The sequence below is a fragment of the Martinezella lusitana genome, from assembly GCF_010668395.1.
Lineage (GTDB): Bacteria > Pseudomonadota > Alphaproteobacteria > Rhizobiales > Rhizobiaceae > Rhizobium > Rhizobium lusitanum_A.
Genome location: NZ_WUEY01000001.1, coordinates 706,123 through 727,446, shown reverse-complemented (window position 1 = coordinate 727,446; position 21,324 = coordinate 706,123). Strand labels below are relative to the sequence as shown.

Genomic DNA, 21,324 nt, shown 5'->3' with positions numbered 1-21,324 from the left:
ACCGGCCCGCTCACGGATAGTTCTCGTTCTGGAAGGCTGCTGTCGCAACGATGAGATAGACTGACGCCGAGCCGTCGGACGGGCGTACGTTCGTAAGGTAGGGGCGCAGCAGGTCGGTGATGATTTGCCAGCGATAGTAGGCCCGGACCATGTTCAGAGACTTGGACCCGCCGGGCGTGAACGTGAACCCTGTGGTATCCAGATCGGAATAGGGATCGGTGGACGACTTTCTCGGGATCGTCGTCGGCATGGACGCAAAGCTCGTATAGGTCTTCACGTCGAGATAAAGGTTCGCAGGTGTCTGCACTTCGGACGAGGAGCAAGTAATGAGCACGGAAATCTCATTGCAGAATGCCTGCCGGAACTGCTGTGTGGTGGTATACGACGTCTTGTTGGGGTCGACGGTAATCTGCCCCGTTCTGATCTGACGCGACAAGGTGTCGACGGCATTGGAAACGATCTGCTCGGCTGTGAAGGCGACGAAGGTCTCGATGATCGCAAAGACGATCAGGAAATAGGGAATCGCCAGCAAGGCAAATTCAATCGCTGCCGCGCCATCCCGAGAGCGGACGAAGCCGCGCAATCCGCCGCGGGCATGTCGCCGCGCTGGGCTTGTATTGGCGAGAGGGTCGTCATCTGGCGTCATGGGGAATCCGCGGCGATTTACACGCGGACGACACTAGAATTGCTTTGTTGATAATCCGTTTCTCTTCTCTATTCATATTTAGAGGAAACAGGGATTATTGATCGCCGCGCAAGTATCACGGAATTACTTTAGAATATTTGCGCTAGCGAATGTAACTATTGTCCGGCCGCTGGGGTGGCCGCCGCATTGTTCTGCTGTGCATGCTGCTCGCAATTGGGCGTGCACGACAACACGGCCCGGTCCGTCTGGCGATAGACGCGCACCGTATTGCCTTCGTCGATCGACACCAGGATCTGCTCATCCACGATGGCATTGCCGTCGGCATCGAGCAGAATGATGTTCGTCGTGCCGAAGGCGCGGCCGGTCAGCACGATGGTCTTCGGATCGGCGACCGTGGCGTCGGCAACCTGCGCATTGCCGACGATGACCTTGCTGACGGGCCGATCGAGCTTCAGTACGCGCGCGTGATCCATATACACGCGCAGCATGCTTTCTCCGGCAGCGTGGGAAAGCTGTGGCACCGCGCCGGCCAAGGCGACGATACCGGCTAGGAATGCTGTTCTGCCGCCGATTGGCATGGCTTGGCCTCGCAAAGCATATGGTGAAAAGTGTTGTCGTATAGAATGAGAAAAAATGGTGAATGAACGATTAAGAAGGCCGGCTGTCGTGCGACTATGGTGCAAATGTCCCATATGCGGGCCATGCGGTCGCTGCTTCTTTCAAAACATGAGTTACTTTGAGACGAATCGTATATCGCACTAATATTCATGCATCTAATAATTTCTATTTGGCTGAAGAATTTCTTTAAAAATGCATCGAAGGACATAAGATTCGTATTAACTATTCTATTTTGGCTTTCGTATTTACTGTACGTTAACCTAGTTCTTTAAAGCGATGGAAACGGCAGATGGATACCGTGCAACTCATCCGATCAACGGCAACAGTTGACGGACGTGCTGTCAACAAAGTGGAGTTAAACTCATGTCCAAGCTTATTTCGCGCTTCCTGAACGATGAATCGGGTGCGACTGCTATCGAATACGGCCTGATTGCTGCCCTGATCTCGGTTGCCATCATTGCTGGCGCCACCACCCTGGGCAACACGCTCAGCACCACGTTCAACAATATTTCGACCAAGATGAATGCGGCCTCGACCGCGCATTAATACTTCAAGCTATTGAATCGGTACGTTTAGCCCGGAAACCGCAAAGCGATGGAAAAGGCAAATGGATACCGAGTAACTCATCCGTTCAACGGCAACAGTTGACGGGCTTGATGTCAACAAGGTGGAGTTAAACTCATGTCCAAGCTTTTTTCTCGCTTCCTGAAGGATGAATCGGGTGCGACCGCTATCGAATACGGCCTGATTGCCGCTCTGATCTCGGTTGCCATCATTGCCGGTGCAACGACGCTGGGCAACACGCTCAGCACCACGTTCAACGGCATTTCGGACAAGATGAATACGGCTTCGACCGCACATTAAGCGATCGAGACGTGAACCGGTATGTTTAGCCCGAAAACCGCCCAGTAAAATGGGCGGTTTTAGTTTCCACTACATGGGTTTGGAGCAGTGCCATGCTTGAAGTTGCGGTCTTACTTATCTTTCCGCTTTGCATGTCGACTGCGGCCATTTCCGATCTATTGACCATGACGATACCCAATCGGGTATCGATCGCACTGGCGGTAGCCTTCGTCGTATTGGCGCCGCTCTGCGGGTTGCCGTTGTCGGAGCTCGGTATGCACTTTGCCGGCGCCGGCATTGTCTTCTGTGCCTGCTTCGCTCTTTTTGCGCTCAATGTCATGGGAGGCGGCGACGCCAAGCTGCTTGCCGCCGCTGCATTGTGGTTCGGCCTTGATCCGTCTCTTTTGTCGTTCGCCGTCTATGTCGCCCTCATCGGCGGCCTCATAACGGTCGTCATCGTGCTGTTGCGGTCTCAGTCGCACATTATCATGGCTATCGGCCTCCCCCTGCCGAATTCATTGCTGCATGCCAAGAAGATCCCTTATGGCATCGCCATCGCCACGGGCGGAATTCTCGCCTTTCCGGCATCGCCGCTGGTCATCGCGGCGACAAAAGGGATGCTTTAGGCCCCAATTCGCGAGTACAACTCGCTCTTCATGTGACGCGTCTCTAATTTGCGCCAAGTAATCATGGTTAAGTAACAATAAATGTAACGTACCATTAACCATAATTACACCAATTGCCGGTCATTCTACGGGGCGAAGAATCCTGTTCCCCAAGGAATGACCATGAAACCCGCTCGCTTAATGATACTCGCAGTGGCAGCCGTTGCCGCCGGCATGGCCGGCTTGCTGGCGGTGCGCCTGGCCGGTTCACGCGATATCGTGCCGCAGCAGATTGCGGCGGTGGTGGAAAAGGAAGCCACGGTCAATGTGCTTGTTTCAAGCGCCAATCTGCCCGTCGGCTCGCGGCTGGACGAGAAATCGATTCATTGGATGGGTTGGCCGGAAAGCGGCATCGTCAAGGGCTTCATCACCCAGGCCGATCGACCCGACGCTTTGAAGGATCTGACCGGCGCGGTCGTTCGCCTGCCGATATTTGAGGGCGAGCCGATCCGCGAGGAGAAGGTCGCCGATTCAAACAGCCGCATCCTGTCATCGCTGCTGCCGGCAGGCAAGCGGGCGGTTGCCACCGAGATTTCCGTCTCCACGGGCGCCGGCGGCTTCATCCTTCCGAATGATCGCGTCGATGTGATCATGGTTCGCAAGGGCTCGCAGCAGCAGCTCGTGACCGAAACCGTCCTCAGCAATGTCCGCGTATTGGCCGTCGATCAGCAGATCGAGGAAAAGCAGGATGGAAGCAAGGCCGTGGTCGGCGCGACAGCCACGCTGGAGCTGACGCCGGACCAGACGAAAGTCCTGGCCGTCGCGCATCAGATGGCCGACCGCCTGACCCTGGCATTGCGCTCCGTCGCCGATGCGCAGCAGCCCGATACGACCGCGGCGGATTACCTGCTGGCCGGCGACAATGGCGGCGGGCTCGTCCAGGTCATCAAGTCGGGAGCGATCGTGACCGACGGTCCGACCGGGCCGAAACCACAATGAGTAGGGGCAAGAACATGTTCAAGACAAGCAGGAAAGCCAGCCTTCCTCTCGCTGCGGCTCTCTCTTTCTCGGTTGCCTTCGCCGGTCTGCCCTTGGCCGGCCTGCCGGCCTTTCTTCACATGCCATCTGCGTTTGCGGGCGGCTCCGACAGCATCGTCACCATCGCCGGTCTCGGCAGCAAGCGCACGTTGAAGCTTGGCCTCAACAAGGCGCTCGTGGTGGATCTGCCGGCCGACGCACACGATATTCTCGTTTCCGACCCTAAAATGGCGGATGCGGTGACGCGGACTTCGCGCCGCATCTATCTTTTCGGCAAGACGGTCGGCCAGACCAACATCTTCGTCTTCGGTGCCGACGGCAAGGAAATCGTCAGTCTCGACCTCCAGATCGAGCGTGATATCGCCGGCCTTCAGGACAACATCAAGCGCTTCATCCCCGACTCCGACATCAACGTCGAGATCATTTCCGACAACATCGTTCTCACCGGCATGGTGCGCACGCCGCAGGATTCGATCCGCGCGCAGCAGCTCGCCGAAGCCTTCCTGAAGGGCGGCGAGGCCACGACCCGCACGGAGACCGCTTCCGGAAGCGGCGGCACCGACTCCGTCGCCCTCTTTGCCGAAGGGCGGCAGACCTCGCAGATCGTCAACATGCTGCAGATCGAAGGCGAGGATCAGGTAACGCTGAAGGTCACGGTCGCTGAAATCAAGCGCAGTGTCCTGAAGCAGATCGGGTTCGACAATCTGGTCAGCAATTCCTCCGGTCTCGGTGTCGCCCAGCTCGGCAACATAGGAAATACCGGAACGATAAACTCTCTCGGCGTCAACGGCGATCCCACCAATGCCACCGGTGCGGGCGGTCTCTCGACGCTCTTCAAATATGCCCTCGGCAAGTACAATATCAGCACCTACCTGAACGCACTGGAACAGGCCGGCGCCGTCCGCACATTGGCCGAGCCGACCCTGACGGCGATTTCCGGGCAGGCCGCGACGTTCAACTCCGGCGGCCAGACGCTTTATTCCACCACCGACAAGGACGGCAACACGACGATCACGCCCTATACCTATGGTATCTCGCTGGCGTTTACGCCTGTGGTCCTTGCCGGCGGCCGTATCAGCCTGCATGTGCAGACCCAGGTCTCCGAACCGGTCGCATCGTCATCGGTCCCGACTTACAACAACCGCGCCGCCAACACTTCGGTCGAACTGCCGTCCGGCGGGTCGATCGCTCTTGCCGGCCTCCTCAGCGACAATGTGCAACAGTCCACGTCAGGCACGCCGGGCGCATCGAAAATCCCGATCCTGGGTGCATTGTTCCGTCAAAAGAGCTTCCAGCGGGATGAAAGCGAGCTGGTGATCATCGCGACGCCTTACCTCGTGCGCCCGGTGGCACGCGACAAGCTGGCTCGCCCGGACGACAATTTTTCGCCGACGAACGATGCCGGCATCTTCTTCATGAACCGTGTCAACAAGATCTACGGCCGCAGGGATGGTCCGCCGGTCGCCGACGCCGATTTCCACGGCACCGTCGGCTTCATCTACAAATGAGGGGGAAACGGATCATGAAGCGCGCCTTTTCAACGGGATCAACCAGAGATCAAAAGATGGCAAGCCTCGAACGCAATGCGCCCCGCACCGTGCGGCCTCGTTTCCCGCGGCTGGCGCTGATCCTGCCGGCACTGGTGCTGGCGGGCGCCGTTACCGGCTGTGCCGGCTCTCCGGACGGCATGACGACGAGCGCCATCCGGGACGACTACCGTCAGCGGCATCCGATCGTGCTGACGGAGAAGGAGCACAATATCGACATACCGGTCGCCGCGAGCGACCGCCATCTGACGACGGGTATGCGCGATGTCATTCGCGGCTTCGTGCAGGATTATCGCGCGCATGCCAGCGGCACGGTCGAAATTCTGTCGCCGCGCGAATCGGTAAACACTCCAGCGGCATCGGCGTTGAGCCAGCAGATCCGCCGGGAACTGGTTGCAAACGGCGTTCCGTCCGGGCGCGTCGTCACCAGCTACTACGCGGCCGGCGGCCCCGGCGATGCGGCACCGATCCGCCTGCGCTTCACGGCGACCACGGCAGCCACCAACAGCTGCGGCCAATGGCCCGACGATCTTGCCGACAACGCTTTCGACAACCAGAATTATTACAATTTCGGCTGCGCGACACAGCAGAATCTGGCGGCGCAGGTCGCCAATCCGACGGATCTGGTCTCGCCGCGCGCGATGACGCCGATCGACGCCGATCAGCGCAGCAAGGTTATCGACAGCTATCGCAACGGCTCGTCCCCGGTCAGCTCGGCAGCGGTCGGCGGCTTCGGTAGCGGAAATTGAGAACGAGGGGCCGGCGGAACCGGATGAGATCATGAACGCCATCGAATACGATATTGGTTCGTCTGCCGAGGAGACCGAGGAAGGTTCGCGCTCGGGCAATCTTGAAAATCTGCGGCCGCTGCCGCGTATTTCCGTGCACGCCTTCTGCGAAAGCGAACAGCTGCAGCGGGTGATGGACCAGTGTGCCAATGATCGCCGTATGTCGAAGGTCAGCCTGCGGATCACCAGCGGCGGCGTTGCGGCGGCGGCGAACATGTTCGCCTCGGCGCCCACGCCGAATCTGATCATCCTCGAGACGCGCGCCAATCCGCGCAACGTGCTGACCGAACTTGAGCCGCTCGCCGCCGTCTGCGATCCGAGCACCAAGGTCATCATCGTCGGCTATCACAACGATATCGGCCTGTATCGCGAGCTCATCCGCAACGGCATCTCCGAATACATCGTGCAGCCGACCGATATGGTCGATCTGATGACGGCGATGACGGCGATCTTCATCGATCCGGATGCCGAGCCGCTCGGCCGCAGCATCGCCTTCATCGGCGCCAAGGGGGGAGTGGGTGCATCCACCATTGCCCACAATTGCGCCTTCGGAATTTCGAGCCTTTTCTCCACCGAAACCATCCTTGCCGATCTCGACCTGCCTTACGGCACGGCGAATATCGACTTCGATCAGGATCCGGCCCAAGGGATCGCCGAAGCCGTCTATTCGCCGGAGCGTCTGGATGAAGTCTTTCTCGATCGATTGCTGACCAAGTGCTCGCAGCATCTCTCGCTGCTGGCGGCGCCCTCCATGCTGGATCGCGCCTATGATTTCGAAGGGCAGGCTTTCCTGCCGGTGCTCGACGTTCTTCAGCGCAGCGCGCCCGTGGCTGTCCTCGACGTCCCCCATGTCTGGACTGAGTGGACGCGCTCGGTGCTTGCCGCCGTCGATGAAGTCGTCATTTGCGCGGCACCGGATCTCGCCAACCTGCGCAATGCCAAGAACCTGATCGACGCTCTGCGCAAGCTGCGGCCCAATGACAAGGCGCCGCATCTCATCCTCAATCAGGTCGGCATGCCGAAGCGTCCGGAGATCAATCCTTCGGAATTCTGCGCGCCGCTGGAAACGGATCCGATCGCCATCATTCCCTTCGACATCAACCTGTTCGGCAATGCGGCGAACAGCGGGCAGATGATTTCGGAGACGGATCCGAAGTCGCCGATTGCAGAGACCTTTTCGCAGATTTCGCACATCGTCACCGGACGCGTCGCTTTGAAGAAGGCGAGAAAGGGCGGTCTGCTCGGCCTCCTGAAGCGGAAATAGTCGTTTGATTTTGCGTGAACTTCGCAAAGGCGAACCCTTCGTGAAAATCATGCAGCAGCAGTAGAATTGGATCGAAAGCATGTTTGGCAAGCGCGGAAGTGAAGGTCCTGCAAGGAGCGGCGGCACGATGCCTCCGCCGGCACCGGCGCGTGCGCCCGCCGCGGGTGCGCCCACGGCACCGGCCGTTCTGATCGAGCCGTCGCGCGATACGGCGCAGCCGCGCCAGCAGGTTGCGCCGCCGCCGATGCAGACGCCCAGCCGTCGCCGCCCCGTCCGCACCGAAGAATATTACGACACCAAGTCGCAGGTCTTTTCCGCGCTCATAGACACGATCGACCTGTCGCAGCTCTCCAAGCTCGGCAACGAGGCCGCGCGCGAGGAAATCCGTGATATCGTCAACGATATCATCACGATCAAGAATTTCGCGATGTCGATTTCCGAGCAGGAGGAACTGCTCGAGGACATCTGCAACGACGTGCTTGGTTATGGTCCGCTGGAGCCGTTGCTGGCCCGCGACGACATCGCCGACATCATGGTCAACGGATCGGGCCAGACCTTTATCGAAGTCGGCGGCAAGACCGTCGAATCGGAAATCCGCTTCCGTGACAACGCGCAGCTTCTCTCCATCTGCCAGCGCATCGTCAGCCAGGTCGGCCGGCGCGTCGATGAATCAAGTCCCATCTGCGACGCCCGCCTGCCTGACGGCTCGCGCGTCAACGTCATTGCCCCGCCTCTGGCGATCGACGGCCCGGCACTCACCATTCGTAAGTTCAAGAAGGACAAGCTGACGCTCGATCAGCTCGTCCGCTTCGGCGCCATCACGCCCGAAGGCGCGACGCTGCTGCAGGTCATCGGGCGCGTGCGCTGCAACGTCGTCATTTCCGGCGGTACGGGCTCGGGCAAGACGACGCTTCTGAACTGCCTGACCAACTACATAGACCGCGACGAGCGCGTCATCACCTGCGAGGACACGGCCGAGCTTCAGCTGCAGCAGCCGCATGTCGTCCGTCTCGAAACCCGCCCGCCGAACATCGAGGGCGAGGGCGAGATCACCATGCGCGATCTGGTCAAGAACTGCCTGCGTATGCGTCCCGAACGTATCATCGTCGGCGAAGTGCGCGGACCCGAGGTCTTCGACCTGTTGCAGGCGATGAACACGGGTCACGATGGCTCCATGGGCACGATCCACGCCAATACGCCGCGCGAATGCCTGAGCCGTATCGAATCGATGATCGCCATGGGCGGCTTCAGCCTGCCCGCCAAGACCGTGCGCGAGATCGTTTCCACATCGATCGATGTCATCATCCAGGCCGCGCGCCTGCGCGACGGTTCGCGCCGCATCACGCAGATTACCGAGGTGATCGGCATGGAAGGCGATGTGATCATCACCCAGGACTTGATGCGCTACGAGATCGAAGGCGAGGATGCGAACGGCAAGATTATCGGCCGGCACGTTTCCACCGGCATCGGCAAGCCGCATTTCTGGGATCGGGCCCGCTACTATAACGAGGAACGGCGCCTGGCCGCCGCCCTCGACGAGATGGAACAGAAGGCGCAATAGGATTTACGATGTTCGGTGCCGATCCAACAGTGCTGTTGATTGTTTTGCTGACGGCGGTCTCTGCTGCTGCCGTCTGCTACGGCATTCTCTACTCGCGGATCGAAAACCAGAAGAAGGCCGATAGCCGCGTCAACCGGGTCAAGCAGGCTGAAACCGACCGCGTGAAGGTCAAGGCAGCGCGTGACCGCGTCCAGGAAATGTCCAAGCGGCGCAAGTCGGTGCAGGACACGCTCAAGGATCTGGAGCGGCGCCAGTCCGAAAACAGCAAGAAGAGGCAGTCGCTCAAGGCGCGGCTGGCGCAGGCCGGCCTGTCGCTGACGCCGTCGCGCTTTTATCTCTTCAGCATGTTGTTCGGCCTCTTTGTCATGCTGATCCTTTTCATCCTCCACGCGCCGCCTCTTGTCATCCTGGGGCTGCCCTTTGCCGTGATGTTCGGCCTGCCGCTCTGGGTCATCGGCTTCCTCATCAAGCGCCGCCAGGCCAAGTTTCTCGACGAATTTCCCAATGCGCTCGATCTCATTACCCGTTCGATACGCTCCGGCCTTCCGCTCAACGATGCCGTGCGGCTGGTGGCCGCCGAGGCCCGTGAACCGGTCAAGGCGGAGTTCCGGCGTGTGGTAGAGGCCCAGCAGGTCGGCCTCAGCATGTCGGATGCCTGCACGCGCATGACGAACCACATGCCGCTGCAGGAAGTGAGCTTCTTCGCGATCGTCATCACCATTCAGGCCCAGGCGGGCGGCAACCTGTCGGAAGCTCTGGGCAACCTCGCGAAGGTGCTGCGCGAGCGCAAGAAAATGAAGGCGAAGGTCAAGGCGCTGTCGATGGAGGCAAAGGCATCCGCCGTCATCATCGGCGCTCTGCCCTTCATCGTCATGCTGCTCGTCTACCTGACGTCGCCGCAATACATGATGATCCTGTTCACCGATCCGCGGGGCCATCTGATCCTGATCGGCGCCGGCCTCTGGATGTCGATCGGCATCTACATCATGCGCAACATGGTCAATTTCGAGATCTGAGCGGAAGGGAGCCGCATAGCCCATGTCCGATCTGGCTGCCAAACTGACCGATCCGAGCACGCTGCTCGCCGTCGTCGTCGCGATCGCCGTCTTTGCCACCTTCTACACGATCGCCATCCCCTTGCTGGAGCGCGGCGATCTCAGCAAGCGCATGAAGGCCGTGTCGACGGAGCGCGAGCAGATTCGCGCGCGGGAGCGGGCGCGGTTGACCGCCGAGGGCGGCAAGGCATCGCTGCGCAACCACAACAACCGGAACGTCCGGCAGATCGTCGAGCGCTTCAATCTGCGAAACGCGCTTGTCGATGCCAACACCGTCAATCGTCTGCGCGCTGCCGGCCTGCGCTCGGAAAATGCCCTCAACATGTTCCTCGTGGCGCGTTTTCTGCTGCCGTTCCTGTTCCTGGCGATTGCGATCGTCCTTGTTTTCGTTCTCGGCTGGTTTGCCGCAAAGCCGCTGCCGATCCGCCTGCTCGGCGTCATCGGCACCGCCTATCTGGGCTTCTATTCGCCGAATATCTACGTTTCCAACCGGATGTCCAAGCGACAGAAGTCGATCAAGCGCGCCTGGCCCGACGCTCTCGACCTGATGCTGATCTGTGTGGAGTCGGGCATATCGATCGAAGCCGGCATGCATCGCGTGTCCGAGGAGATGGCGGAGCAATCGCCGGCGCTGGCCGAGGAAATGGTGCTGACCACGGCGGAACTCTCCTTCCTGCAGGAGCGTCGCACCGCCTTCGACAATCTCGCCGCCCGCACGCAGATCGAGCTGGTGAAATCGGTAACGCAAGCCCTTATTCAGGCCGAGCGCTACGGCACGCCGCTCTCGCAGGCCTTGCGCGTCATGGCGCAGGAAGGCCGCGACGAGCGCATGAACGAGGCGGAGAAGAAAGCGGCTGCCCTGCCGCCGAAGCTGACCGTGCCGATGATCGTCTTCTTCCTGCCGGTCCTGATGGCCGTCATTCTTGGTCCCGCGATCATCCAGGCCATGGACAAGTTCTGATCTGCCCGCTTGCCGCGGCATGCGGGTGTGGCTAATCTCGCGCGGCAATGTCGCCGCGCAGAGCGTACGATCTCCCGGATGCAAGCGGAGGTTCCTGTCCGGCCGGCAAGGCTGAACTTCAGCCGTCTCGGGAGGTGCCGCATGTCGTCCATGGCCGTATTTTTCAGTGTCATTGCCGCAGTCTTCATCGGGGCCGTCAGCCCCGGTCCAAGCTTCGTGCTCGTCTCCCGCATCGCCGTTTCCCGGTCGCGCAAGGCAGGTCTCGCCGCAGCCTTCGGCATGGGAACCGGCAGCGTCATTTTCGCCACCCTGGCCCTGTTCGGCCTCAGCGCATTGCTGATGAAGGTGGAGTGGCTGTATCTCGCGCTGAAGGTCGGCGGCGGGCTCTATCTGATCTATGTCGGCATCCGTATCTGGCGCAGCGCCGCACAGGATCTGCCCATCGATATGCCCGCCACGCCTGCGGCGGGAGGTGTTGCGCGCAATTTCCTCTTCGCGCTCGGCACGCAGCTCAGCAATCCGAAGACGGCGATTTTCTATGGCAGCATCTTTGCAGCACTTCTGCCGGCGGCGCCGGTTCCCTGGCTGCTGTTTGTGGTTCCGCCCGCGGTCTTTCTGGTCGAAGTCGGCTGGTATACGGTGGTGACCATCGCCTTCTCATCGAACCGCCCGCGCGCCCTCTATCTGGGTGCAAAGCTCTGGATCGACAGGGTTGCCGGTGCCGTGATGGGCGCGCTTGGAGCCCGGCTGGTGGCGGAGGGCCTGCCGCGCCACATCTGGCGCTGAGCGCCAAGCCATCGGGCAGTCACGGAAACGCCCGATGATCCGAACGTCCGCCTTCAGGCTCGTCGCGCGGAAAACCCTGTTGAGCGCGGCGGATCGTTATTGGACTGTCTGCTTGGCATCGCTGTTGGTGGCAAGCTTCTGCCAGGAATTGCGCTGCGCCAGCATGCCGCGCAGATAGGCGACATTGGCGTTTGCCTGCTCCGGCGTCAGCTCCTGGCGGGCAATCTGTTCGGCCTCGGCGAAACGGCCCTGCAGCCCGACGACCAGCGCCAGATTCTGCCGCACGCGGCTATCCGCGCCGGGCTGGGCAACGGCGGAGCGAAGATAGCTTTCGGCATTCTTGAGATCGCCCGTGAGCACGTAGGACATGCCGAGATTGGACAGGATCGTCGGCTCGTTGGGCGCCAGTAGTAGCGCGTCGCGATATTTGGCGCGTGCATCGACGGAGCGCCCGAGCTGATCGAGGATCGCGCCTTGCGCGGAGACGAGGCGCCAGTCGGGCCGATCCGGAAGCTGGGCGCGGTCGATGGTCGATAGCGCTTCGGCAAGCTGGCCCGCCGCGGCCTGCGCCTTGCCGTAGGCGGCGAGCACGCCACGATCGCCCGGATTGGCGATTGCCACCTGCTGCATGACGGCGAGCGCCTGATCGTTGCGGCCGCTCATGCGCAGGGCATTGGCGTAGTTGACGCCGGCGTCGCGGTCCTTCGGATTGGCGTCGTAGGCCTTGCCGTACGTCGCGGTAGCCTGCGCCAGATCGGTGCTGTTCATCGTGTCGAGAGGCTTCGAGGCCGTGGGGATCGAGCCGGTCGTCATCTTGTCTTTTCCGGTCGTCGAGCAGCTTGCGAGCGCGAGCGCCAGAAGCGCTGCGGAAGCACCCCGGAAAAGGAAGGTTCTGAATGAAGATGTGGTTGAGACCGCGGGCATCTCGCTTATCCCTGAATTCCTTGGATCTTGCGCCCGGCCTAGAATCGGAACAGGGAAAGGTTCGACGCAATGTTCGCTCCAGCAATAATCTGTTAACCCTAACAGACGGTTAACTCTCGATTCCCTGAAGTCAGTGTCAAAGGATGGTCATGGCCCCCTATCAATTCATCGAGCGCGCGACGCCTTTCAATTCGAAGGGTGGCTCGACGCTGCCGATCTTTGCCGTCACCCCGGCGCACATCGAAACGGGCACCATCGATCCCATCGCGCTCGATTGGGCCCGCAAGGCCGGCTACAAGGCGGAAAGCGGCTCGCTGCTGCTGATCCCGACGGCGGACGGACATCTCGGCGGGGCCTTGTTCGGCCTCGGCGCCAATCCCTCCGAGCAGCCCTTCCTGACGGGTAGGCTCGCACGCAGCCTGCCGGCGGGCGATTGGCATATCGAGACGGCGCCGTTGACGGCAAACCGGCTTTCGCTCGGCTTCGGTCTCGGCAGCTATCGCTTCGAGCGCTACAAGTCCGAGAAAGCGACGGTGCCGACGCTGATGATTCCGCGCGATGCCGATGCCGCCGATATCAAGCGTCAGCTTGCCGGTGTCTTCCTGGCGCGCGATCTCATCAACACCCCGACCAACGACATGGGGCCGGAACAGCTCGAAGCCGCTTTTCGGGCATTGGCCGAACACTACAAGGCGGAAATGTCGGTCATCATCGGCGATGATCTCCTGAAGGAGAATTTCCCGCTGGTGCATACCGTGGGACGCGCCAGCGCCGATGCGCCGCGTCTTCTGGAAATGCGCTGGGGCAAGAAGGGCCATCGCCGCATCACGCTCGTCGGCAAGGGCGTGTGCTTCGATACCGGCGGCCTCGACATCAAGCCGGCATCCTCGATGCTGCTGATGAAGAAGGACATGGGCGGCGCCGCCAACGTCATGGGCCTGGCGCTGATGATCATGGATGCCAAGCTCAAGGTCGACCTGCGCGTCATCGTGCCGGTCGTCGAGAACTCGATTTCCTCCAACGCCTTCCGGCCCGGCGATATCTACAGGAGCCGCAAGGGGCTGACGGTACAGATCGACAACACCGATGCCGAGGGGCGGCTGATTCTCGCCGACGCGCTCGCCTACGCCGACGAAGACGCGCCGGACCTGATGATCGACATGGCGACGCTGACGGGCGCTGCCCGCGTCGCGCTCGGCCCGGATCTGCCGCCCTTCTTCACCGACGACAACGACCTTGCCCGCGATCTGACCGAGGCCAGTCTGGAGACGGACGATCCGCTGTGGCGCATGCCGCTCTACATGGGCTACGACAAGGATATCCGCACGAAATTCGCCGATATCACCAACGCTCCGGCCGGCGGCATGGCCGGTTCCATCACCGCTGCCTTGTTCCTCAAGCGCTTCGTGACGAAAACGCCGAGCTGGGCGCATTTCGATATTTACGGCTGGGCCCAGAGCGAGCGGCCGCATTCGCCCGGCGGTGGCGAGGCGCAGGCGATCCGGGCGCTGTATCACCACATCCGCCAAAGCGTGCGCTGACGCCGGCGGACGCCGGGTGAAAATCATCCGGCTGCAGGCTCATCGGCAGCGGCCGCCCCTGGCGGCCGATTGCAAGGAGAGGGCCGCTCGTTGTAAATATTCTGCCCGTTCTTGTTTTGGAGGAGACGGAGCATGGATCGTTTCACGGGCGGTTGCCTGTGCGGCAGCGTCCGGATCGTGGCATCGGGACTGCCGTACCGGGTCGGTCTTTGCCATTGTCTGGATTGCCGCAAGCATCATGGAGCGCTTTTTCACGCGTCCGCCATATTCCCGCAGGATGCGGTGACGATCGAGGGGCAGACCCGCGACTACGCCGGGCGCTTCTTCTGCCCCCGCTGCGGTTCCTCCGTTTTCGCGCGCACGGCAGACGAAATCGAAGTGAATCTGGGATCGCTGGATGCGCCCGACCAGCTGACGCCGACCTACGAGCTCTGGACCGTCCGCCGCGAGTCCTGGCTGCCGCCGTTTCCCGTCGCCAAGCACTATGACCGTGATCGGGACTCCTCCGGCCGTTCCGAGGGATAGCAGCTCGCAACAGGCTTCACCGGGTCGAATTCGTCCTTGCCCCTCGGAAGGGCAGGCCTACCGCTCTTCGTTGCCTTGTTGATGGATGGCTCGCGTTTACCGGGAACCCAACGCCCTCAAGCGTCGTTTTACGCTCAGGAAGAAATACATCCCTTGAAACCACCATAATCCTCCAGCAAACTGGAACGGTAGCGTAACGAATCTCGGGGTTGCCCTTGCCGCTTGAACTCTCTGCCTCGCAGGCTCTAGGCCTCTGGCATGGCGTGACGCTCGCTCAGGTGCGCCGCGAGGACCATGATTTGACACTACGGCAGACGGCGATCCTGCTGCAGATCTATCTCGTGCCGCCGCCGCATACCGTGCGCGGTCTTGCCGCGACGCTCGGCGTCACCAAGCCGGTCATCACCCGGGCGCTTGACACCATGGGCGAGATGGGCTTGGTCGATCGCGTGCGCGACGAGCGCGATCGCCGCAATGTCATCATCAAGCGCACGGTCACCGGCGCGCTTTATCTGGAAAAACTCGGCGATCTCGTCATCGAGCACGGCCGCAAACTGTAATCTGGGAATTTCGTCATGACGCTCGACCGCCGTCTCAATGCTTTCAGGCCCGATCTCGCGGAGGCTTCTCTCAAAGGCAAGGTGGAGGCCGAGCGCTTCGTCGAAGGCGGCAGCGCCCGTGTCGCTATTCCGGTTATCGCGCTCCGGCCCAGGCCGGATCTCGCCTCGGGCATCGATACCGAGCTGCTGATGGGTGAAGAGGTGGCGGTGTTCGAGCGCCGCGACGGCTGGTGCTGGGTCAAGGCGCTGGCCGACGGTTATGTCGGCTATCTTCCCGAGGCCGCGATCAGGGAAGGAACGGCAGCGCCGACGCATATCGTCGTTCCGCAGCGCACCTTCCTCTATCCCGAGCCGGAACTGCGCAAGCCGCATGCCGCCGTCCTTTCCATGGGCAGCCGCGTCCACGTTGCCGGTACGGCGGAGGCGCGCGGCAATCACTATGTCACCCTTGAGGACGGCACCGCCATCTTCGCCAAGCATGTGCAGCCGATCGGCAACAACGAGGGCGGCGACTTTGTCGATGTCGCCTTGCGCTTCCTCGAAACGCCCTATCTCTGGGGAGGCCGCTCGGGGCTGGGCATCGATTGCTCCGGCCTCGTGCAGCTGGCGCTGTCGATGACCGGCCGCACAGCGCCGCGCGATACCGACATGCAGGCCGCCGGCCTCGGTCAGCCGATCGACCGCGACGAGTTGAAGCGCGGCGACTTTGTCTTCTGGAAGGGCCATGTCGCAATCATGGAAGATCCGGAAACCATCGTTCATGCCAACGGCCACACCATGACCGTCGCGCGGGAGAATTTCGCCGCCGCCATCGAGCGCATCGGCTGGCTCTACGAGCGCCCGACGGGCTATCGCCGCTTCGTCGAGTGATCCCGCATCGGAACCGTCCTTTCGCTCGTTCGTTATCTCTTTGATCGAGATATCCTATCGAGAGGAGAAGAGAGATGCCCATCACGGCCATGGAAAAGACGGTCCGGGATATTCTGTTCGACAACCGCATGCGCAGGAACGGCAAGATCGACAGGCTGCGTGAGTTGCGCAATGAGGCGCGCGGTATCCAGCGCGCCGGCAGCGAAAGCGCGATGAGCGCGGATGACGGCCTTCAGGACGATCTGCGCGTGATTGAAAAGGCGCTGCATGATCTCGATGCCGATGTCATGGAAAAAGGCGCCGCGACCTTATAGTCGCTGCGCCTTCGTTCAGCCTGCCCATTCGAGCGGTTTCGCTTTCCCAGGATTGCGGTGAATTGCGTTAGGCCGTGCGTGGCCGCGCAATCCAGATCCCGGCAACGATGACGATGCCGCCGAGGGCCTGCAGCAGCGTGACGTTTTCGCCGAACAGGATCCAGGCGAAAAGGGCGGCCGCGATCGATTCCAGGAAAATGACGAGTGAGGAGAAAACGGTCGGCAGCCGTCCGAGCGCCACCGATAGCAGGCCTTGTCCGCCGGCATGGCTGACGAGGCCGAGTGCCAGAAGCACGCACCATCCCGAGATCGACTGCGGCAGGATCCGCGGCTCGAAGAAGAAGGCGATGAGAAACAGGATGGCCGAGGTTATGATGCTGAGCTCGAAAGTGACGCGGGCGGCATTCGTTCTCGGGCGGGCCGCGCCGACTGCGAGGAAATAAAGGCCGAAGAAGGCGCCGGTGACGATCGCCAACCCGTCGCCGACGGCGCGGCTCGGATTGAACGCCAGGCTTTGCACCACCAGCGCCGTGCCGCCCGCAAGGCAGATCAGAAGCCCGATGAGCGTAGCGCGATCGACCCTCTGCCGCAACAGAAGCCAGCCGAAGATGACGACCCAGAGCGGCGCCATCGTCGCGAAGAACGTGGCGTTGGCAATGGTTGTCCGCATGATGGAAAGGTGCCAGAAGAACAGGTCGCCCGTAAAGGCAATGCCGGCAAGGATGGTCGGCAGCGTAAAGCTGGCGCGAGGCGCATCGGGTTCGGCAGCCTCCGCATATCGCATCCAGATCCAGAGGACCGGCAGCGCCAGGAAGACCCGCCAGAACGCGCTGGCGAACGGCCCGACATCGGCGAGGCGCACAAGGCTTGGCGAGATGCTCATGGCCAGCGCTGCGAGAAGCATCGCCACAACACCGAGGAGAAAGCCATTCGCATCGGCGTTTTCGCCGAGGCTGCGGCTGCGTGTATCGTATTCGGTGTCCGGCTGTGACATTCTTTTGCCTTTGCAAGTCAGCTGAGTTGTGGCGCAAACCTATTACAGACGGAAAGAGTATTTGGCTCCATTTTGAGAGTTTTCATGCAATTTTGTTTCCTCTTTGCGGTAAGGATGTTTTCAAATGCGCAAATCCGCCGATCTCGATGCATTCGACCTGGCGATTCTCGAGATTCTCCAAAAGGACAGCACCGTCCCGCAGCGCGAAATCGGCGAGCAGATCAACCTGTCGGCACCGGCCATACAGCGGCGCATCAAGCGTATGGAAGCGAGCGGCGTCATCCAGGCGAATATCGCGGTCGTCGATCCGGCAGCCGTCGCTTTGCCGATCACAATCATCGTCGAAGTCCAGATCGCCGACGAACGCTACGATCTTCTCAATGCGATAAAGCGCAGCTTCCTCGAGGCCTCCGAGGTTCAGCAATGTTATCAGGTGACCGGCGAGGCGGATTTCGTTCTGGTCGTCGTGGTGGCCAGCATGTCCGATTATCAGGCGCTTAGCCGCCGCCTTTTCCACGACAATCCGAATGTGACGAAGTTCAAATCGCTCGTCACCATGGATCGGGTGAAGGTCGGTCTTTCCCTGCCATTGACGCGGGAGTAGCCGGCTATTCGTATGGCGCGGTCATGCTGGCCGCTTGGGCCAGTCCGCAACGCCGCCGGTCCAGTCCTCGAAGGCCTTGGACAGGCGAAGTACCAGCATGTCGTCGAAGCGCGGGCCGACGATCTGCAGGCCGATCGGCATGCCCGAACGGGAGAAGCCGCAATTGATCGACGCCGCCGGCTGCTCCGACATGTTCCAGGGAACGGTGAAGGCGATGTGTTCGAACGGCAGGGCGGGGTCGTTGGTGGGGGAGGCCCATTCGACGGGATAGGAAACGATCGGGTTGGTCGGCGAAAGCACTGCGTCCACCTGCGTGAAAAGCCTGCCGCAGCTCCTGCGCATCTCGATGGTCTGGTTGAAGCCGCGAACGGCGTCGACACCGCTGACCTCGGCGCCTCGCTTCGCCCAGCTATGGATGTAGGGCAGGATCGAATTGCGGCGTTCCTCGCTCAAGCCCATGATGTCGCCCCAGAAACGCGCGCGCCAGAAGGCATCGAGCCCATCCAGCATCTGCCGCGTCAGCACCGGCGCGACGTCGACGATGACCGCGCCCGCTTCCTCGAAGCGTCTGGCGGCGGCTGCGACCGCATCGCGCACCTCGTCATCGACAGCCAGGCCGCAGCCGGCGTCGAGCATCAGGCCGATCTTCATGCCGCTGACGTCGATGTCGAGATTCATCCAGTCGATCTCGTTCGGCGGCAGGCTGGTGCCGTCGCGCCAGTCGGAACGAGACAGCGTTGCCATCGAGAAGGCGGCATCCTCGACCGTGCGGGTCATCGGCCCGGCGCATCGCCCGACATAATAGGGATCGACCGGAATGCGGCCATGGCTCGGCTTGAAGCCGAAAATGCCGGTCCAGCCGGCCGGAAGGCGCACCGAGCCGCCGATATCCGTGCCGATATGCAGCGGCCCGTAGCCGGCTGCGGCCGCGGCCGACGCGCCGGCGCTGGAGCCGCCCGGATTCTGGCTGGGGTCCCACGGATTGCGGCTGAGCTTGTGGAAGCTGGAAAGGCCTGATGACAGCATGCCGTAGTCGGGGCAGGTGGTCTTGGCGAAAATCACCGCGCCGTCCTCGCGCAGGCGGGCGGCGATTGGCGCGTCCTCGGCGGCGGGAACAAGCTCGACGGCCGCCGTGCCGAGCGGCACCGGCTGTCCCTTGGTGGCGATCAGTTCCTTCAGTGTCACCGGAATGCCGTCGAGGGGGCCAAGCGGCGCACCCTTCGCCCAGCGTTCGGTGGACGCGGCCGCCTGTCTGCGCGCATCCTCGGGATCATAGGCATAGAGCGCCGCTATCGTCGGCTCCCACGCCTCGACATGCTGTTCGAGCGCCAGCCAGTATTCGCTGGGCGAGAGACTCTTGTCGGTGAATTTGCGTCTGAGGTCTCGGATGGAAAGATCGGTCGGTTCGGTCATGGTCTCTACTTTTCTGTCTCAATCAGCGCGTCGCCTCGCGGGGGTCGAGGAGATCGCGCAGCCCGTCGCCGAGCAGGTTGAAGCCGAGGACGGAGAGCGCGATGGCAAGCCCCGGCAGGAGAGCCAGCCACGGCGCGACGTGGAAATAGGTCTGCGCGTCGGCTAGCATCCGTCCCCAGGTCGGCGCCGGCGGCGGCACGCTCAGGCCCAGGAAGGCAAGCCCGGCTTCGGTCAGGATCGCAAGGCCGAGCTGGATCGTCGCCTGGACGATGATGCTGCCCATGATGTTCGGCAGGACATGGCGGAGCGTGATGGCAAGCTGCGTGTTGCCGATGGCGCGTGCCGCCAGCACATAGTCGCGGCTCCACGCCTGCAGCGCCGAGCCGAGCGATACGCGGGCAAAGACCGGCAACATGAACACCGCGATGGCGATAATGGCGGTCATGCGCCCCGTCCCGAGAAATGCGCCAAGGATCATGGCCGAAAGGATCGGCGGCAGCGCGAAGATCACGTCGCAGGCGCGCATGACCAGCGTTTCGAAGAGGCCGCGCTGAGCGGCGGCGGAAACGCCGATGATCGTCCCGATCGTCCCGCCGATCGCGACGGCGGAAACGGAGATCGACAGCGAGTTCCAGCAGCCGGCCATCAGCATCGACAGGACGTCGTGGCCGAGCTGATCGGTGCCGAGAAGCCCGAAGCCGAAGGGTGGCTGCAGCTTGTGGACGATCTGCATCTTTGCCGGCGGAACCGGCGTCCAGAACAGCGAAACGACGGCGACGCAGGCGAGCGAGAGGATGATGAGGGCGCCGACAATCAGGTTGGGGCGGCGCAGCGCCCGAAAACTGCGGCGATGGGGCCCGGCGGTAGCTCTGGCTTCGGCTATCGTCATCGTGCCCCTCCGGCGCGCAGGCGGGGATCGACGGCGAGATAGGAGAGATCCACCAGAAAGTTGACGACGATGACGAGGCCGGCAAAGAACAGCACGACATCCTGAAGCACGATGACATCGCGCTGGCTGAGCGCCTGATAGGCGAGGCGGCCGAGACCGGGCAGGGTGAAGACGTTTTCGATCAGCACGGCGCCGGCGACCAGAAAGGTGAATTGCAGCCCGAGAATGGTCAGCACCGGCACGAGCGCGTTCGGCACCACATGCCCCCAGAGCACGCGGCTGCGCGACAGGCCCTTGGCGACCGCCGTGCGGGCAAAATCCTCATGCAGCATGTCGAGCACGGCCGAGCGCGTCACTCGGGTCAGCACCGCCGCCTGCGGCAATGCAAGCGCCACGGCCGGCAGCACGAGGGATTTCAGGGCCGGCCACAATCCGTTGCTCCAGCCGGGAAAGCCGCCGGCCGGCATCCAGCCGAGCGATGTGGCAAACAGCAGCACCAATAGCAGGCCGACCCAGAAGCCCGGCACGGCGATGCCCATCTGCGAAAACAGCGCGGCAAGGATATCGAAGAAGCCGCCGCGCCTTGCCGCGGCCGCCACGCCGAGCGGCACGGCAATGAGGACGGACAGCACGACGGCGAGGGCGGCGAGCGGCAAGGTCACGGCCAGCCGCTCGGCGATCAGACCGGCGACCGGCACGCCGTAGGTATAGGATTTGCCGAGATCCCCCGTCAGCGCGCCGGCAAGCCACTGCCCGTAGCGGACGATCAGCGGCTGGTCGAGACCCATGTCGTGCCTCAGCGCCGCAAGCGTTTCCGGCGTCGCCGAGGTGCCGAGCGTAATGGCGGCCGGATCGCCCGGCAGCAGCGCCATGACCACGAAGACCAGCAGCGAGACGGCAATCAGCGTCAGGACAAGTCCGAAAATCCGGCGGGTGAGCAGTACGATCATAGCATGTCCATGGCCGATCACGCCGGCA

24 protein-coding genes are annotated in these 21,324 nt (G+C 61.9%); 17 read left to right on the top strand and 7 right to left on the bottom strand.

Features of this window, described 5'->3' with window-relative positions:
- Positions 1 to 10: 10 nt before the first annotated feature.
- Positions 11 to 646 carry a TadE/TadG family type IV pilus assembly protein gene (locus GR212_RS03600; protein WP_163985067.1) on the bottom strand — a complete coding sequence of 212 codons (636 nt, stop codon included), beginning with the start codon at positions 644 to 646 and terminating at the stop codon, positions 11 to 13.
- A gap of 155 nt (positions 647 to 801) precedes the next feature.
- Positions 802 to 1,224, bottom strand: a complete 423-nt coding sequence (locus tag GR212_RS03595; protein ID WP_163985066.1) for a pilus assembly protein N-terminal domain-containing protein — start codon at positions 1,222 to 1,224, stop codon at positions 802 to 804.
- A 403-nt stretch (positions 1,225 to 1,627) separates the two neighbouring features.
- On the opposite strand from GR212_RS03595, the gene GR212_RS03590 reads away from it, so the two are divergent.
- From GR212_RS03590 to GR212_RS03540, 11 genes are all read left to right on the top strand, one after another.
- Positions 1,628 to 1,810: a Flp family type IVb pilin gene (locus GR212_RS03590; protein ID WP_163985065.1), complete on the top strand. Its 183-nt coding sequence runs from the start codon at positions 1,628 to 1,630 to the stop codon at positions 1,808 to 1,810.
- Between the two features lie 135 nt (positions 1,811 to 1,945).
- Entirely contained in the window at positions 1,946 to 2,128 is a 183-nt protein-coding gene (locus tag GR212_RS03585; protein ID WP_163985064.1) for a Flp family type IVb pilin, read from the top strand.
- Between the two features lie 92 nt (positions 2,129 to 2,220).
- Entirely contained in the window at positions 2,221 to 2,733 is a 513-nt protein-coding gene (locus tag GR212_RS03580) for an A24 family peptidase (RefSeq protein ID WP_163985063.1), read from the top strand.
- Positions 2,734 to 2,895: 162 nt separating this feature from the next.
- Complete coding sequence (gene cpaB, locus GR212_RS03575) at positions 2,896 to 3,711, top strand: Flp pilus assembly protein CpaB (protein WP_163985062.1); 816 nt, start codon at positions 2,896 to 2,898, stop codon at positions 3,709 to 3,711.
- Positions 3,712 to 3,725: 14 nt separating this feature from the next.
- On the top strand, positions 3,726 to 5,258 hold the full coding sequence (locus tag GR212_RS03570; protein WP_163985061.1) for a type II and III secretion system protein family protein: 1,533 nt from the start codon (positions 3,726 to 3,728) through the stop codon (positions 5,256 to 5,258).
- A 56-nt stretch (positions 5,259 to 5,314) separates the two neighbouring features.
- Positions 5,315 to 6,046, top strand: coding sequence for a CpaD family pilus assembly protein (locus GR212_RS03565; protein WP_163985060.1), 732 nt, complete (start codon positions 5,315 to 5,317; stop codon positions 6,044 to 6,046).
- A 31-nt stretch (positions 6,047 to 6,077) separates the two neighbouring features.
- Positions 6,078 to 7,349 (top strand): AAA family ATPase, encoded by a 1,272-nt coding sequence (locus GR212_RS03560; protein WP_163985059.1) that lies wholly within the window; start codon positions 6,078 to 6,080, stop codon positions 7,347 to 7,349.
- Positions 7,350 to 7,428: 79 nt separating this feature from the next.
- Positions 7,429 to 8,910, top strand: a complete 1,482-nt coding sequence (locus tag GR212_RS03555) for a CpaF family protein (protein ID WP_163985058.1) — start codon at positions 7,429 to 7,431, stop codon at positions 8,908 to 8,910.
- Between the two features lie 8 nt (positions 8,911 to 8,918).
- A complete protein-coding gene (locus tag GR212_RS03550; RefSeq protein WP_163985057.1) occupies positions 8,919 to 9,926 on the top strand; it encodes a type II secretion system F family protein in 1,008 nt (335 codons plus the stop codon).
- A gap of 22 nt (positions 9,927 to 9,948) precedes the next feature.
- Positions 9,949 to 10,926, top strand: coding sequence for a type II secretion system F family protein (locus tag GR212_RS03545; protein WP_163985056.1), 978 nt, complete (start codon positions 9,949 to 9,951; stop codon positions 10,924 to 10,926).
- A gap of 141 nt (positions 10,927 to 11,067) precedes the next feature.
- Positions 11,068 to 11,712, top strand: coding sequence for a LysE family translocator (locus tag GR212_RS03540; protein WP_163985055.1), 645 nt, complete (start codon positions 11,068 to 11,070; stop codon positions 11,710 to 11,712).
- Positions 11,713 to 11,808: 96 nt separating this feature from the next.
- Here the strand turns inward: GR212_RS03540 and GR212_RS03535 are convergent, their stop codons facing one another.
- A complete protein-coding gene (locus tag GR212_RS03535; protein WP_163985054.1) occupies positions 11,809 to 12,636 on the bottom strand; it encodes a tetratricopeptide repeat protein in 828 nt (275 codons plus the stop codon).
- A gap of 149 nt (positions 12,637 to 12,785) precedes the next feature.
- On the opposite strand from GR212_RS03535, the gene GR212_RS03530 reads away from it, so the two are divergent.
- The 5 genes from GR212_RS03530 to GR212_RS03510 all read left to right on the top strand — a co-directional run bounded on the left by GR212_RS03530 (position 12,786) and on the right by GR212_RS03510 (position 16,446).
- Positions 12,786 to 14,177, top strand: coding sequence for a leucyl aminopeptidase family protein (locus GR212_RS03530; RefSeq protein ID WP_163985053.1), 1,392 nt, complete (start codon positions 12,786 to 12,788; stop codon positions 14,175 to 14,177).
- 132 nt (positions 14,178 to 14,309) lie between these two features.
- Entirely contained in the window at positions 14,310 to 14,702 is a 393-nt protein-coding gene (locus tag GR212_RS03525; RefSeq protein WP_163985052.1) for a GFA family protein, read from the top strand.
- Positions 14,703 to 14,917: 215 nt separating this feature from the next.
- Positions 14,918 to 15,262, top strand: coding sequence for a MarR family transcriptional regulator (locus GR212_RS03520; protein ID WP_163985051.1), 345 nt, complete (start codon positions 14,918 to 14,920; stop codon positions 15,260 to 15,262).
- A gap of 15 nt (positions 15,263 to 15,277) precedes the next feature.
- Entirely contained in the window at positions 15,278 to 16,132 is an 855-nt protein-coding gene (locus tag GR212_RS03515) for an NlpC/P60 family protein (RefSeq protein WP_163985050.1), read from the top strand.
- A 74-nt stretch (positions 16,133 to 16,206) separates the two neighbouring features.
- On the top strand, positions 16,207 to 16,446 hold the full coding sequence (locus GR212_RS03510) for a hypothetical protein (RefSeq protein ID WP_163985049.1): 240 nt from the start codon (positions 16,207 to 16,209) through the stop codon (positions 16,444 to 16,446).
- A gap of 67 nt (positions 16,447 to 16,513) precedes the next feature.
- Here the strand turns inward: GR212_RS03510 and GR212_RS03505 are convergent, their stop codons facing one another.
- Positions 16,514 to 17,440 carry a DMT family transporter gene (locus tag GR212_RS03505; RefSeq protein WP_163985048.1) on the bottom strand — a complete coding sequence of 309 codons (927 nt, stop codon included), beginning with the start codon at positions 17,438 to 17,440 and terminating at the stop codon, positions 16,514 to 16,516.
- Between the two features lie 124 nt (positions 17,441 to 17,564).
- Here GR212_RS03505 and GR212_RS03500 point away from each other — a divergent pair, with 124 nt between their 5' ends.
- Complete coding sequence (locus GR212_RS03500; RefSeq protein WP_163985047.1) at positions 17,565 to 18,044, top strand: Lrp/AsnC family transcriptional regulator; 480 nt, start codon at positions 17,565 to 17,567, stop codon at positions 18,042 to 18,044.
- 21 nt (positions 18,045 to 18,065) lie between these two features.
- On the opposite strand, the gene GR212_RS03495 is transcribed toward GR212_RS03500, so the two are convergent.
- Genes GR212_RS03495 through GR212_RS03485 form a run of 3 tightly spaced genes read right to left on the bottom strand, consistent with a single transcriptional unit; the run spans position 18,066 to position 21,296 of the window.
- A complete protein-coding gene (locus GR212_RS03495; protein ID WP_163985046.1) occupies positions 18,066 to 19,457 on the bottom strand; it encodes an amidase in 1,392 nt (463 codons plus the stop codon).
- Between the two features lie 22 nt (positions 19,458 to 19,479).
- On the bottom strand, positions 19,480 to 20,346 hold the full coding sequence (locus tag GR212_RS03490; RefSeq protein ID WP_163985045.1) for an ABC transporter permease: 867 nt from the start codon (positions 20,344 to 20,346) through the stop codon (positions 19,480 to 19,482).
- Entirely contained in the window at positions 20,343 to 21,296 is a 954-nt protein-coding gene (locus tag GR212_RS03485) for an ABC transporter permease (protein WP_163985044.1), read from the bottom strand. Before GR212_RS03485 ends, GR212_RS03490 begins: the two co-directional genes overlap by 4 nt.
- Positions 21,297 to 21,324 lie beyond the last annotated feature (28 nt).